Below are 15270 nucleotides of genomic sequence, written 5' to 3'. Positions count from 1 at the left end.
GGGACGCCTGCGGAAGCACGCCCGTGGGGAGCACGCGCAGCGCCGCGGCGCGGGAGCGGAGCCGGAGAGCGTCCAGCACGACGAAAAGTAGGACCAGCGCACCGAGGATCACGCCACCACCGCCTCGAGGTGATCGGCCGCCGTCACAGCACCGCCCGCGGCCTGGAAGGAGTCCCGCACCCGGCGTGCCGCCGCGGCGTAGGAAGGACTGTCGAGCACGTCGAGCAACGCGGTACGGATCTCGTCGGCACGCACCCGCGCGTACCGGAGCCGGATGCCCGCGCCCGCGGCCACCACCTGGTCCGCGATGATCGGCTGGTCGTCGCGGATCGGCGCCACCACGAGCGGCAACCCGTGCGCCAGTGCCTCGCACACGGTGTTGTGGCCGCCGTGCGACACCACCGCGTCGAGGTGCGGCATCAGGTCCAGCTGCGGCACCGAGGAAGCGACCAGCACGTTGGGCGGCGCGGAAACGGCACCCGGCGGCGCCACCATCACCACCTGAACGTCCAGCGAAGCCACCGCCGAGACGACCTCGCCGAAGAACCGCTCCCCGGCGGCGCCGTTCAACGTCCCCAACGACACCAGCACCCGGCGCCGGCCGGAAGTCAGCCACTCCCACGGGAAAGACCCACCTGGACGGCCGGCCAGCGCCGGGCCGGTGAACACGTAGTGCGGCGGAAAAGCCCCCGGCACCAGCGAAGGCGACGTGAAGACCAGCACGAGCAACGGCGAGAAGCGGATGTCCGAGCCCGCGAAGGAGGACAACAGCTCGACCACCCACGACTCCACCTTCGGCAGAGTCTGCAGCGGCCGCACCAGCTCCGCGGGCGTGCTCGCCGAAGTCACCCAGGGAATCCCGAGCCGCGACGCCACCAGCGGACCGGCCAGCGCCTGCTGGTCGGCGACGACCACGTCCGGCGAGAACGCCGAAACAGCCTCGGTGACACCCGGCACCATCGCGTGCCCGAGAGGAATCAGGAACTCCTCCCAGAAGAACTTCAGCACCGCCATCCCGCGCAGCCCGAGCCACTGCACCCGAGCGTCCTGGATCCGCCGCTCGACCTCGTCGTCCAACGCCGGGAAGACCAGGGCACCAGCGGGAAGCAACGGAGCCAACGTCCCCGGATGCCCGACCCACGCCACCGCGTGCCCGCGCGACATGAGCTCGGCACCGACGGACACCGTCGGGTTGATGTGCCCGGTCAGCGGCGGCACGACGAACAGGTACCGGCTCATACGCGGAGCCAATCGAGCACCGTGTCCAGCAGCTCGCCCGTGGCCTCGCGCAACACCGTGTGCCCCAGGCCGGACACCACGTGCAGCCGGCAGTCGGGAATCCGCTCCGCCAGCTCGGCGGCGGCACCGATCAACGTCGACTCCGCCCCGAACACCCCGAGCACCGGGCACGTCACGGCGGCCAGATCGGCCAGGTGCGGACCGGAGCCGAGGTCGTCGATCAACGTGGTGCCGTTGAGCAACTCCGACGCGTTGCCGGCCAGCCGGGCGATCTTGCGCTGGCCCAGCGCCTTCAGCTGGTCCTGGGTGCGGTCGAACTCCAGCCCCAGCGCCGCGACGGTCAGGGTGTTGACCATGTCCTCGAACCACAGGTCACCGACGATGCCGCCGCACGCCGCCTCCACGACCACCACACCGGCCACCCGGTACGGGTCGGCCAGCGCGGTGCGCATCGCGACGACACCGCCGTAGCTGTTGCCCAGCAGGTAGACCGGCGTGCGGATGCCGAGCGCGTCCAGGATCGCCAACAGGTCCAGCGCGCTGTCGTGCGGCGTGTAGCCGGACGACGGACGCGCCGACAGCCCGTGGCCGCGCAGGTCGAACAGGATGGTGCGCACGCCCTTCGCCGCGAGCGGGGCGGCGAGCGTGTAGTAGAAGCTGGACAGGTTGTCCATCACGAGACCGTGCACGAAAACGAGCGTCGGCCCGTCGTCTGGACCGAGCGTCTGCACGTGGAACCGCAGGCCGCGGGCTTCGACCTCAGCCACGGGCGGCTGCCATCTCGATGTGGTCGGCCAACCGGCCGACCGACATCGCCATGATCTCGTCGATGTCCATGTCCGCGAGGAACCCGACGAGGTCGACGTCGTAGTGCGCGCGGAGCTTGTCGGCCAGTGCGACGAACTCGATGCTCTCCAGGCCGAGGTCGTCGCTGAACGTCGTCTCCCTGGTGATCTCCACGTCCAGCAGGAAGTCCGGCCCGACCACCTCGGAGATGATCTGCGCGAGCCGCGTCAGGACGTCGCTCATCGGTGTTTCACCCTTCGACTCGTGCGTGTGCGTGTCCCGGCCCGTCGGTGACGGTCACGGGCGGGATCGCGAACGCGCCGCGCACGCGGCCGTCCGCGACGGTGAGCTCCGCGGGGTAGATCGGTCCCGCACCCCGGCTCCACAGGTGCGAACGCACCGCGTCCTTCGCGGCGATCGCGCGCAGCAGCCAGCTCCGCTGAGCGGGCACGTCCATGCCCTCGTACAGGGCACGCTCAGCGGAGTTGAGGTAGCGGCGCATGATCAGGTCGCGGGTAGCGCTGTCCACCCAGTTCTCGCGCACCAGCACCCCGTCCGCCGAAGCGACGGACAGCATCTCGGTGCCGGGACGCAGCTTCACCGCCCAGATCCGGTCGTCGGTGGTGAACCGGCGCGTGGTCCAGCCGGTGATGCGGCACCACAGCACGCCGTCCACGGTCAGGTCGGCGTCGGCCGTCATCGCCGTGGGCGTCACCGTGCGGATCCACGCGGTGCACGCCACAGGAGCGGTCGGAACGGGGCCGTGCAGCGAGATCTCCTCGATCCCGGTCGGCAGCACGGTCTGGTCGACGGTGTGCGACACCTGCATCCAGTGCCCGATCAGCTGACCGGCGCTGTCCAGCAACGCACCGGGCGCGGGCAACGGCTGGAGCACACCGGCGATCCCGTTGTCCGCCAACGAGGAGATCTTGGTGACTCCGGCGAACGCGGGGCCGTGGAACATCCAGTTGTCCACGTACAGCTCGGTGGCGTTCACCGGCGCGGGCCGGACACCGCGCAACGGTTCGCGCACCACGTCCCGCGACACCGGCGCGGTCAGCACGATGCCTTCGGCGTAGTCGCCGACCCGCACGTGCACCCGGCCGGGCCCGTCGACCCGCGCGGCGATCCGCACGTCCACGCCGGGCAGCACCGCGAGCCACCGCTTCGCGCGCACGTCCGCGAACCCGTGCACCGCCGAGCCGGTCAGCCGCATCGCCGCGTCGGCGAAGACCTCCAGCAGCCCGGTCGCGGGCACGATCGGGAACCCGTCCGCGAGGTCCGGCCAGCCGCCCGGCTGCGGGAACACCGAGTGGTCGACGAGCTCCGGCATGGTGTGCAACGAGAACTCGCGGGTGAACCCCATCTCCTGCGGCGCGGGCGGCACGAGCGCCGACGCGATCTCCCGCGCCACCGCGTTCGTGTGGCTCAGCAGCGCGTTCACCTGCGCGCTCACCGGCGAGTCCGGCAGCTCGGAGGCGACGGGCGCGGTACCGATGGGGTCGAGCCGCACCGAGGGCACGCCCAGCGAGAGCCTCCGCCGCGTCCCGCGCTTCAGCCCGAACGCCCACAACGCGGCCGCGATCACGTCCGCGCTCCCGGACACCGCCAGGTGCGGACGCTCGCCGAGGGTGTCCGCGACGAACCCGGTCAGACTGCCCGATCCGACCTGCACGAACGCCCGGAAACCCGCTTCGTGCAACCGTTGGGTCAACGGCCGGAACCGCACCGGCTCCACGAGGTGCCGCAGCACGAGCGAGCGGATCTCGCCCGGATCGTCGGGCATCGGTTCGAGCGAGGTCGCCGACCAGACCGGGATGCGCGGCGCGTGCACGGGCAGCGCGTCCATCGTCGCCCGCACCCCGTCCAGGTGCGGCGCGAGCGCTGGCGTGTGGAACCCGGTGCGGAACGGCATCAGCTGCGCGAGCACACCCCGCGTGTGCAACCGGTCGATCACCACCGCCAGCTGATCGGCGGGACCGCAGATCACCGACTGGTGCGGGCAGTTGTCGTGGCTCACCGACACACCGGCCACCCCGTCCATCGCGGACTGGGCGACCAGCGCGGAGCAGCCGAGCGCGGCGTACGAGATGTCCGCCAGCGCGAGCGAAGCCGGGTCGACGGCGCGCACGAACTCGTCGATCGTCGGGTAGATCCCGGCGACGACCATCGCCGTCCACTCCCCCATGCTGTGCCCCGCCAGCGCACCCGGCGTGACGCCGAGCGCGGTCAGCTCGCGCGCGCCCTGCCTCCCGTTGCGCAGCAACGACAACGCGTGGTCGAGCACGTCACCGGACTCCGCGAGCTCACCGGTGCCGCGGTGCTCGAAGCCGGGGAACAGGAACGCGACCTGGTCCGGTGTCGTGATCATCGGCGCGGGCGCGAACCAGATGTCGTGCCGCCCGGTCCACTGCCGTCCGCGGGCGACCACTCGTGCGGCGAGATCCCGCTTGCGGGCGTCCGGGTTGCCGATGACGAGCCGGAAGTCGCGGTCCGCCTGCGACTGCCGGTCGGCGCGCAGGTCCGCGGCGAGCTGCTCGAGCGAGTCGGCGGAGTAGGTGATGACCGGTGTGCGCACGGAGATCGCGGCCGCGTGCCGGGGTGCTTCGAGCACGACGTGCGCGTTGATGCCGCCGAAGCCGAACGCGTTGACGACCGCGCGTCGCGGCCCGTCCCACTCGCGCGCCTCCCACACCGGTTCGAAGCGGGTGCCCGCGATGGCCTCGTGCGGTTCGTCGATGTGCAGGGTGGGCGGCAAGATGCCGTGGTGCAACGCCAAAGCGGCCTTGATCAGCCCGGCCATCCCGGCGGCCGGCATCGCGTGGCCGATCATGGACTTGACCGTGCCGATGCCGATCGGCGCGCCCGAGCGGCCGAACGCGTTGATCATCGTGCCGAGCTCGGCCGCGTCACCGGCGGGGGTCGCGGTGCCGTGCGCCTCGACCAGGCCCGGTGAGTCGACCAGCGGGTCGAGTCCGGCCTCGCGCCACGCCCGGTGCACGGCGAGCAGCTGGCCGTCCGGGTTGGGCGTCATCATGCTGGTGGCACGGCCGTCGCTCGCCGTCCCGACCCCGCGGATCACCGCGTACACGCGGTCGTCGGCGGTGTCCGACAGGCGTTTCAGCAGCACCATCCCGACGCCCTCGGACAGCAGCGTGCCGTCGGCGTCGCGGTCGAACGGCCGGATCCGCTCGGTCGGGCTCAATGCGCGGAGCTGCGTGAACACGCTCCACAACGTCGGGTGGTGGCACAGGTGGACGGCACCGGCGAGCATCGCGTCGGCCCGGCCGGACGCCAGCTCGCGCACCGCGTGCTCGACCGCGACGAGCCCCGACGCACACGCCGCGTCGACGGTGTAGGCGGTGCCGCGCAGGTCGAAGCGGTTGGCGATGCGGGACGCGGCGAGGTTGGGCACCAGCCCGATCGACGCCTCCGGCTGGTCCGGCCCGAGCTTGTCCTGCACGGCCTCGCGCACCGCGTCGAGGTCGGCCATGCCGGGGAACAGGTCGCGCAGCACGGTCACGACCTGGTCGGCCAGCGCCACGCGTTGGTCGAGCCGCGCGCAGCCGGGCGTCAGGTAGCCGCCGCGGCCGACGACCACGCCGATGCGCGAGCGGTCCGGCAGCGCGGCCTCTCCCCCGGCGTCGGCGATCGCCTCGGCCGCGGTGCTCAGCGCCAGCAGCTGGTCCGGCTCCGCGACGTCCACGGTGGACGGCATGACGCCGAACGCCATCGGGTCGAACGTCGCCAGCTCGTCGACGAAACCACCGCGCCGGCAGTAGAAGCGGTCACCGGAGGTGGTGCCCCACCGGCCGTCCGGCACGGCCGTCACCGCGTCGACACCGCCCGCGATGTTGCGCCAGAACGCGGGCGCGTCGGGAGCGCCGGGGAAGACCGCGCCGATCCCGACGATCGCGACGTCTACTCCTCCCATCGGCAGATCACCTGAACGTCCTGACCTGCCGCGATCTCCTTCAGCAGCGCTGCGACACCGGCCTCCGGGTCGATCAGCGGCACACCGCGCCGCGCGTACTCCGCCGCCAGCTCGGGCGACACCATGCCCGCACCGGCCCACGGACCCCAGTCGACGCTCACCACCCGCGCATCTGTCTGCGTGGCCCAGAACCGCGCCATCCGGTCGAGCGCGTCGTTGGCGGCCGAGTAGTCGGCCTGGCCGCGGTTGCCGTCGACCCCGCTGACGCTGCCGAACAGCACCAGGAAGCTCAACGACGGCAACGCTCCGGCCAGCGCGCGAGCACCCAGGACCTTCGTGTCGTAGACGCGGGCGAACGACTCGGCGGTCTTGTCCGCGATGAACCGGTCGTCGAGCACCCCGGCGCCGTGGACGACACCGTCGAGCCTGCCGAACCGCGCGGTGATGTCGGCGATCACGGCGGCGACGGCGTCGGCGTCCGTGACGTCGCATTCGTGGTAGCGCACCGAGGACGCGGATGCCCTGAGCCGGTCCAGGTTCTGCCGCACCTCGCGCTCGGCGAGGATTCGCCGCGCGTCGGCTGCCACGGCGTCCCGGTCCTTCGCGCCCATCTCGATCAACGCTCGCCGCACGCCGGCCTCGTCCGAAGCCGCCGCCGTGCGCGGGTCTTCGAGTCCGGTGGGCGTGGCGGTGCGGCCGATCAGCTCGATGTGACAGCCGGACGACTCGGCCAGTGCGATCGCGGCCAGCGCCGTGATGCCCTTGGCGCCGCCGGTCAGCAGCACGACGGCGTCCGCGTCGAGCTCGAGCCTGGCGTCCGCCAGGTCGGCGGGACGCAGCGAGATGGTGTGCCGCCTGCCGCCCGCGTGCCCGACGACCACCGGGCCGTCGGTCGTGCACAACTCGGCGAGCAACGCGGTCGCGATGACCCGGTGGCTCTCCTTGGGGTTCACGTCGACCGCGCGGACCACGAGGTCCGGGTACTCGAGTGCGGCGGTGCGCACGAACCCGTGCAGCCCGATGTCGGCGGGCAGCTCGTCCGGCGTCTCACCGAAGCCGAACGTGCCGCCGCCGGTCGTCACGACGACCACGTTGACTCCGCCGAGCAGGCACGCCCTCAGGTCGTCGAAGCTCTGCGGCAGCCGGGCACCGAGGCACACCACGGTGTCCACACCGGACAGATCAGCGGGGAACGCCGGCTCGGTGCGAGGTGTGCCGCCGTGCCGCTCGACGAGGTCGGCGAGCTCGAGCCCGATGCCGTTGTCGTCGATGATCAGCACGGTCCGGTCGCCCAGCTCGGCGGGCTCGACCGGCTCGCACGCCACGACCTCGGGCACGAGCCGGACCAACCGGCCGGCAGGTGCCGGCGTGGCGCCGAACCAGCCGACGATGCCCTCGATGGTCTTGATGCGAGCCAGCTCGTCGACCGACGCGCCGCTCACGCCGAGCACCGCGGCCAGCTCACCGATGATCTCGGTGCGCTTGATCGAGTCGACGGACAGGTCGGCTTCCAGGTCGAGTCCGGGTTCGAGCATCTCGGGCGGGTAACCGGTGCGGGCGCTGATGGTCCGCAGCACGATCGCGCCGATGTCCTCGGTGACCGGCTCGGGCACGGGCGCCGTCACCTCGGCCGCGGCTGGCCGAGGTGACGGTGGGGCGGGCGGCGCCGTCGCCGTTACGGCGCCGCCGAGATAGCTGAGCAGGACGTCGCGCTGCGCGCTGACCGCGTCCCGCATGCCGTCGAGGAACTTCTCCACCACGGAGTCCCGGCTGGCGTTGCCACCGGTGGTCAGCGTGGGCGCCTCGGTGGCCGGCCGCAGCCCGCCCGGCAGTGCGTCGCCGTTGGCATCGCGCACGAGTCCTCCATCCACGTACCAGTTCGGGCTCGGCCGGACGCCGACCGCAGGCTCGGCGCGTCCGTCGAAGAGCGGGGTCTCGTCCACCGGCACACCGGCGATCGCCAGCTGGGCCAGCGCGTCGAGGAACGTGGCGACGCCGCGGTCGTCGATCCGCACGGCCGTGTGCGGCCGGTCGCCCAGCGTCGCGCGCACGAACGACGTCAGCACGCCACCGGGCCCGGCCTCGACGAACACCCGCGCACCAGCGGCGTACATCGACTCGACCTGCTCGACGAACCGCACCCGCCCGGCCAGCTGTTCGGCCAGCCCGTGCCGGACGTCCGCGTGCGGCTTCGCGTCCACATTGGACCAGACGGGGATGCTCGGTTCGCCGAGCTCGTGGGTGGCGAGCACGTCCGCGAACCGCTCGCGCGCACCGGCCATGAGCGGGCTGTGGAACGCGGCCGCGACGGGGATCCGCCGCACGGACAGGCCCGCGGCGACCAGCTCGGCCATCGCGGCCTCGACCGCGGCGCTCGGCCCGGAGATCACGACCTGCTTCGGCGAGTTGTGGTTGGCCACCACGACATCACCGGTCAGCAGCGGCTCGACCTCATCCAGGGTCGCCGACACCGCCGCCATCGTGCCGGGCTCGTCGCCGACGGCACCGACGATCGCCTCGGCGCGCGCGGCGCTGAGCTCGAGCAGTTGTTGCGGTGCCAGCACTCCGGCCGCCGCGAGCGCGACCAGTTCGCCGTAGCTGTGGCCGCCGGCCATGTCCGGCCGCACGCCGAGGCCGGCCAGCAGCCGGGTGCAGGCGAGTCCGGCGATGCCGAGCGTCGGCTGCGCCATCCGCGTGTCGGTGATCGCGGCGCGCTGGCGCTCGGCGTCGGCCGGGGTGAGCGCGGCGGGCGGGAACATGACGTGCTCGTACCGGCCGTCCGCCAGCCGCAGCGCGGCCTGCATCCGGGGGAACGCGGTGAACAGGTCGAAGAGCATGCCCGGTCGCTGACTGCCCTGGCCGGGGTAGAGGAACGCGACCTGCGGCGCCTCGCCGGCCTCGTCGCGCAGCCGGACCTTGTCCGACGGCCGCCAGGCGGCGATGTCCTCCAGTGCCTTCAGCAGCTCTTCGCGTGACGCGACGACAGCCGTCGCGCGCACGGGTGGTGAACCCAGCGGGCCCGGTTCGGCATCCGCCCGAGGCCGGCCGGGCCCGCTGAATTCGGCTGAGGGGATCTCACTCGAGGCGGCCGCCAACGCGCGCAGGGGCGTGCGCACGTCGGCGGCCAGGCGGGCGATCTCCGCGGCGGCGCGTTGTGCCGCCGCGCGATCGTCGCCCCGGAAGAGGAACAGCTCGGCGGGCCACTCGGCGAGGCCGTGAGCGGGCTCGTCCGCGCCGTCGTACCCGGTCAGGACGGTGTGGAAGTTGGTGCCGCCGAAGCCGAACGCGCTCACCCCGGCGACCCGTTCGCCCGCGGGCGCGGACCAGGTGCGCGCGCCGAACGTGAACGGGCTGGTCTCCGCGTCCCAGAACGCGTTGGGCTCCTCGACGTGCAGCGTGCCCGGTTTCACTCCACTGTGGACCGACAGTGCGGCCTTGATCAGTCCGGCCATGCCCGCCGCGCACTTCGTGTGCCCGATCTGCGACTTCACCGAGCCGATCGTGCAGCTGCCCGCGCCAGCACCGGCCTCGGTGAACACGTCGGTGAGCGCGGCCAGCTCGGTTCGGTCACCCACGACCGTGCCGGTGCCGTGCGCCTCGACCAGGCCGACGGCGGTGATCAGCAGTCCGGCCGAGGAGTAGGCGCGGTCGAGCGCGCGACGCTGACCGTCCGCGCGCGGCGCCGTCAGTCCGAGCGACTTGCCGTCGCTGGACGCGCCGATGCCCTTGATCACCGCGTAGATCCGGTCGCCGTCGCGTTCGGCGTCGGCCAGCCGCTTCAGCACGACGCACGCGACGCCCTCGCCGAGCGTGATGCCGTCGGCGGCCGAGTCGAAGGTGGCGCACCGGCCGGACGGCGAGAGCGCGTGCACGGACGCGAACATCTCGTAGTCGTGCGCGCTGTTGTGCAGGTCGACCGCGCCGCACAGCACCATGTCGCTGGTGCCGCCGACCAGCTCCTTGCACGCGACGTCCAGCGCGGCGAGCGACGACGCGCACGCCGCGTCAACGGTGTAGTTGGCGCCGCCGAGGTCGAGCCGGTTCGCGATGCGGCCGGCGATCACGTTGCCCAGCACGCCGGGGAACGAGTCCTCGGTGAGCGCGGGCAGGAACTCCTTCAGCGCCTCGGGTGGTGTCGCGTACAGCGCGGGCAGCGCGGTGCGGACCGTGTAGGCGTTCGCCAGGTCCGCGCCCGCCTCCGCGCCGAAGATCACCGAGGTGCGCGCCCGATCGAACACCCGCGTCCGGTAGCCGGCGTCCGCGAGTGCCTGCGCGGACACCTCCAGCGCCAGCAGCTGGGCCGGCTCGATCGAGGTCAGCGAGGCGGGCGGGATGCCGTACGCCAGCGGGTCGAACGGGATGCGCGGCAGGAAACCGCCCCAGCGGAACGGGCTGCCGTAGCGGTCCGGGTCCCACCGGTCCGGCGGCACCTCGGTGACCGCGTCGGTGCCGTTGAGCACGCCCGACCAGTACTCGGCGACGTCCCGCGCACCGGGCATGACCGCGGCCATCCCGATGATCGCGACGTCCAGCGGCTCTGCGGCGGGCACGTCCTCGTCGAACAGCGCGCAGCGGGCTTCCAGCAGCTCGCCGCTGGTCACCTCGCGGTGCAGCGTCGCGATGTCGGTGAGTGTCGACCGCATCGTCGCGACCTGCCCGATCATGAACATGCCGTCCGCGCGCTGGGTCTCCTCGGAGACCGCCTCCAGACCGTCCCCGGTGCGGACCAGACCGCGGCTGGCGATGCGCAGCCTGCCCAGGTTCAGCTTCTCCAGCCGTTCCCAGCTCTCCTGGCGCGGCAGGTCCGCGAGCTCCGCGCGTGCGGTCTCGAACGTGTCCACATAGGACGTTCGGGCGCACCGGACGCTGTGACCGGGCGAGGTCTCCAGCAGCGCGGTGTCCGCGCACTCCAGCGCGACCTCCTGGAACACCGGCTGGATCGCACCGAGCCGCACCGCCTCCTCGGTGAACAGGTACGCGGTGCCCATGAGCACGCCGATCGCGGCGCCCTCGGCGGCCAGCGGCGCGCTGAGCGCGGACACCATCGCCGCCGAGCGCTCGTCGTGGATGCCGCCGGCGAACAGGACGCCCACGTCCTTCGCGCGGCCGCGCAGCACGTCGATCTGCTGCTGCCACAACGTGAAGCTCGACCGGGGACCGATGTGCCCGCCGCACTCCGAGCCCTCGAAGACGAAGTTGCGCGCGCCCTCGTCGAGGAACCTCGCGAGCAGGGCGGGCGACGGAACGTGCAGGAACGCCTGGGTTCCCGCGTCCTCCAGTGCTTTCGCCTGCGCTGGCGTGCCACCTGCGACGATCGCGTACGGCGGCCTGGTGCGGTGCACGGCGGCGAGCTGCGCGGCCTGCACGTCCGGGTCCGCGAATCCGAGCAGTCCCACACCCCACGGCCGGTCGCCGAGGAGCCGGGCGGTGTCGTCGAGCAGCTTCGCCGTCTGCTGACCGTCCATCAGGGCCAGTGCGAGGAACGGCAGCCCGCCACCCTCCGCGACCGCCGCGGCGAACGCGGGCTGGTCGCTGACCCTGGTCATCGGGCCCTGTGCGATCGGGTACCGCAGGCCGGGGACGCGCTGGCACAACGGGCCGTCAACACGAAGGGAATGATGCGTTCGGGCGATCTTCAGATTCCCCCGAATGGCGGCGTGAATGGCCTGGACAACACCGCCCGCGGTCCCAAACGAACGTTTCAGTGAATCGGCGAAAGCAGCCTCTTGTCCGATCGCCACCGCATTGTCTCGCCTAAGCACCCGCTTACCGCCGACAACGACGGTCTCACCGCCGTCCATCCCGGTGACAGTGTTGACAATTTCACGGGAAATATGTTTTCGCGCCTCGCGCACGAGCGCCAGCTGGCTGTCGAGCACCACACCCGCCGCACCGCCCGCGACCGCCGCGGCGGCGGTGTCGGGCCCGATGCCACCGGCCACCCACACGGGCAGCTCGACCACGTCGAGCAGCTGCTGGAGCAACACGAAGGCCGACGACGTCCCGACCCGGCCACCCGACTCGGCGCCCTTGGCGATCAACCCGTGCGCGCCGTACGCGAGGGCGTCGACGGCCTCGTCGATCGAGGTCACCTCGACCAGGATGCGTCGATCGCCCAGCTCAGAGCGTTGCGGGCGGTACTGCTCGAGGTCGAGCAGCACGGTGTCGACGGCGGCCGGGAGCGACACCGGACACGGTGCCGCCATGCGCACGCCGAACGCGCGTTCCAGCCGCCGGACGACGTGGTCGACCCCGGCCCGCGCCCGGCCGGGGTCGAGGCCGAGATCCAGCACACCCAGTCCACCGGCGCGCTCGACCGCGACCACCAGGGCCGCGTTCGGCGCGCCGAATGGACCAACACCGAGCACGAGCTCGCGGTCGGACAGCATCTTCACTGGCTCACTTCCTCAACCATGCAGGGTTGGAGAGAAAGGAATTCAGCGCTTTGTTGTTGGCGGGCTACTGCCCGGTAGGTTGTCAGTCAGCGGCCACAGTAGGGCACGGGCTGCGCCGGTGTCCACATCCGTCATGAAAAGTTCTCATATACGAATGTTTCCAGCATCGGCGCCCAGCTTGACGTAGATGTCCAGCCACTGCTTGTCCACCTCAGAGGCGGTCTGGCCGTCGCAGTACGGCTTCTTGCCGTTCGTCGTGTAGTAACGCAGCAGCGGCAACGTCATGTCGGTGTCCCAGTTCTCCTCCTTCAGGTACTGGTCACCCGGCGCGTTCGGCTGGTGCTTCATGCAGGTGAGCTCCGCCTGCCCCTCGTCGTCGAACCGGGGACCCGGATCGGCGGAGGCGGAGCACCCGACGAGCAGCAGTGCGGCGAGAACGAGCGTGTACCTCATGACTTCACTCCCCTAGAAGGCCAGCGAACGCGTGGCCAGACCGAGTCCAACGACGAACACCAGCGCGGCCGTGCCGACCGGTGCGAAGTTCGTGATCTTGCGGAATTTTCCGAACCGCTCCAGGCGGTCGCGCAGCGACACCAGCAGCAGCCCTGCCGCGGTGAGGGTCGCCGCCATGCCGAGGCCGTAGGCGAACACCAGGACCACGCCGAACCAGGTGCGGCCCAGTGCGATCGCGCCCAGGAGCACCACCAGCGCGGAGGGACTGGGCACGAGTCCTCCGGCTACACCCATGCCCAGCAACCCGGCCCGGCTGATCCCGTGACCATGACCGTGCCCATGGCCGTGCCCATGGCCGTGACCGTGCCCATGTCCGTGGCCGACGAGTGCCGGTTCGCCGCGGCGCCGGGCACGAATGGCCGAGCGGAGCAGGAACCCGCCGATCACGGCGACGAGCAGTCCACTGGCGACGCCGAGCCAGCGCAGCACGGACTCCCCCGCGATCACGCTGGACACGCTGAGCAGCAACCCGAGCACCAGCACCCCGGCCGTGTGGGTGAACGTGACCGTGGCGCCGACCAGGAACGCGTCCCTGCGAGTACCCCTCGAACCCGCCAGGTACGCCGCCATCACGGTCTTCCCGTGACCGGGCAGCGCCGCGTGCCCCGCCCCGAGCAGGAGCGCCAGCAGCACGGCACCCACGCCGACGACCGGCGTCAGGTCGCCGACCAGCCCGGTGACCGCCGAGGTCGCCTTCCCCACGACACCGGGAACCACCGTCCCCGCACCGGGTTGCGCGACGAACCGCACGGCGCGCACGTCCAGCGGGGAGGAGAGCAGGTCGTCCGGGTAGCGGCGCAGCTCGTCGCTGACGGTCGACGCGGGCGCACCCGTCACGGACACGTCCACGCCGACGGCGGTGATCTCCCGCCAGCCGGGCCGGTCGTCGAGGTAGGAGTCGCTGAACGCCACCTCGACCTCGTCGCGCACCACGATCGGAGCGCTGAACCGGCACGTCAGCCGGGTGGTCGGCAGCCCGGCCTCGCCGGGCGGCCGCTCGACGGACGCGTCGTCCACCCGCCAGGTCAGGCGCTGCGACCCGACCATGCCGTCGAACGACGACATCACGTCGCCGCACCGCGACCGGGCGTCGCGCCCCGACTTGTCCTGCAGCGTCGGAATCTCAGCACTGTCCACAACGGACTGCACCTCGATCCGGTCGGCGTGCACCCGCAGCCCGTCGTAGTGGTTGATGCTCAGGTTGCTCAACGGGTGCGCCGAAGCGACACCCCCGAAGAGCACCACGCCCGCCAGACCGAACAGCACGATCAGCAACGCCCTCATCGCGCACTCCCCAACGCCGCCACGATGGCGTCCCGGTGCCGGACGACGGTCCGGTCACGCCACCCCGAAGCAATCGCCTTGTCCGCGTACGGCAGAGCTTCCGCATCGCGCTTGTTCACGTGCAGGGCCCACGCCATGGCGTCCGCGGTGAACACGCTCTGCCGCTTGCCCCACTCCGCCGACGCGAAGCGCAGCGCTTCCTCGGGCGAACCGTGGTCGGCCGCGATCAGCGCGGCCGTCAGGTCGTCACCGCCGAACGCCCGCAGCTGCTCCAACGCCAGCGAGTACTGCGCGGCGGCCTCCTCCCGGCGACCGGCCGCGTCCAGCGCCTCGCCGTACGAGACCAGGTCCTGCGGCGCGGGAACCCGTGCGACGAGTGCCCGGTAGTGCCCGAGCGCCTCGTCGGTGCGCCCCCGCGCCGCAGCGACCCTTCCCTTCCCCTGTTCCGAGTTCGCTCGCTCGTAGTGCCCGGCCGCCTCGTCCAGCGCACCGGCGTTGAACGCCAGCTCGCCGAGGTGGAAGTGGCAGAACGCCTCTTCCTCCGGTGACGACGCGGAGTCCAGCGCCGTGCGCAGCGCGTCCCGCGCCTCGTCCACCCTGCCGTGCAGCTCGAAGTGGTACGAGGCGCGCGTGAACGACGCCACGCCCGGTCGCAGGTCCAGCATCCGTTGCAGCGCAACCGATGCACCGGTGTCGTCGCCGAGCTGGGTCAGCGCGTCGACGAGCACGCCCTGCGCCTCGGCCGAGTCCGGCCGCACCGCGACCGCCTTCACCGCCCAGTCACGCGCGGCGGTGAAGTCGTGCCGCGCGTTGGCCAGCGCACCCAGCCCGATCATGGCCGAGCCGTTGCCGTCCGGCTGGATCTTCACCGACTCGTCCAGCGCACCCCGAGCCCGCTGGTGGAACGCGGGATCGGAGGTGGCGCGGGCCATCTCGACGTACGCGGAACCGAGCACCGCCCACGCCTCGGCGTTCTCCGGCGACCGGCGGAGCTTGTCCTGCAACCCCGACACGGTGCGTTCCAGCATCGACTTCTGCTGCACCGGTGGTTCCGGGGTCCGGGCACAGGCGCCGACCGTGAGAAGGCAGGCCAGAACTACGAGGAGCTTCCTCATCGCA

Annotated in this window: 8 protein-coding genes; all 8 read right to left on the bottom strand. The window is 71.9% G+C overall.

Annotation, left to right across the window (positions count from 1 at the left end):
* Positions 1-108: 108 nt before the first annotated feature.
* The 8 genes from FKR81_RS02720 to FKR81_RS43250 all read right to left on the bottom strand — a co-directional run bounded on the left by FKR81_RS02720 (position 109) and on the right by FKR81_RS43250 (position 15266).
* On the bottom strand, positions 109-1239 hold the full coding sequence (locus tag FKR81_RS02720; RefSeq protein ID WP_146349283.1) for a glycosyltransferase: 1131 nt from the start codon (positions 1237-1239) through the stop codon (positions 109-111).
* Positions 1236-2006, bottom strand: coding sequence for an alpha/beta fold hydrolase (locus tag FKR81_RS02715; RefSeq protein WP_146349282.1), 771 nt, complete (start codon positions 2004-2006; stop codon positions 1236-1238). The genes FKR81_RS02720 and FKR81_RS02715 overlap by 4 nt, the downstream gene beginning before the upstream one ends.
* Complete coding sequence (locus tag FKR81_RS02710; RefSeq protein ID WP_146349281.1) at positions 1999-2268, bottom strand: acyl carrier protein; 270 nt, start codon at positions 2266-2268, stop codon at positions 1999-2001. The genes FKR81_RS02715 and FKR81_RS02710 overlap by 8 nt, the downstream gene beginning before the upstream one ends.
* Before the next feature lie 7 nt (positions 2269-2275).
* Positions 2276-5959, bottom strand: a complete 3684-nt coding sequence (locus tag FKR81_RS02705; protein WP_146349280.1) for a beta-ketoacyl synthase N-terminal-like domain-containing protein — start codon at positions 5957-5959, stop codon at positions 2276-2278.
* Positions 5947-12348, bottom strand: a complete 6402-nt coding sequence (locus FKR81_RS02700; protein WP_146349572.1) for a type I polyketide synthase — start codon at positions 12346-12348, stop codon at positions 5947-5949. The genes FKR81_RS02705 and FKR81_RS02700 overlap by 13 nt, the downstream gene beginning before the upstream one ends.
* Positions 12349-12498: 150 nt before the next feature.
* Positions 12499-12807, bottom strand: a complete 309-nt coding sequence (locus FKR81_RS02695; RefSeq protein ID WP_146349279.1) for a hypothetical protein — start codon at positions 12805-12807, stop codon at positions 12499-12501.
* A 12-nt stretch (positions 12808-12819) separates the two neighbouring features.
* The gene (locus tag FKR81_RS02690; RefSeq protein WP_235921250.1) at positions 12820-14151 is read right to left on the bottom strand and encodes a nickel/cobalt transporter; all 1332 of its coding nucleotides are present in this window, start codon (positions 14149-14151) and stop codon (positions 12820-12822) included.
* Complete coding sequence (locus FKR81_RS43250) at positions 14148-15266, bottom strand: tetratricopeptide repeat protein (protein ID WP_186762719.1); 1119 nt, start codon at positions 15264-15266, stop codon at positions 14148-14150. The genes FKR81_RS02690 and FKR81_RS43250 overlap by 4 nt, the downstream gene beginning before the upstream one ends.
* Positions 15267-15270: the final 4 nt, after the last annotated feature.

It is taken from the genome of Lentzea tibetensis, from assembly GCF_007845675.1.
In the GTDB taxonomy this organism is placed as follows: domain Bacteria; phylum Actinomycetota; class Actinomycetes; order Mycobacteriales; family Pseudonocardiaceae; genus Lentzea; species Lentzea tibetensis.
This window is presented reverse-complemented; position numbering and strand designations above follow the sequence as displayed.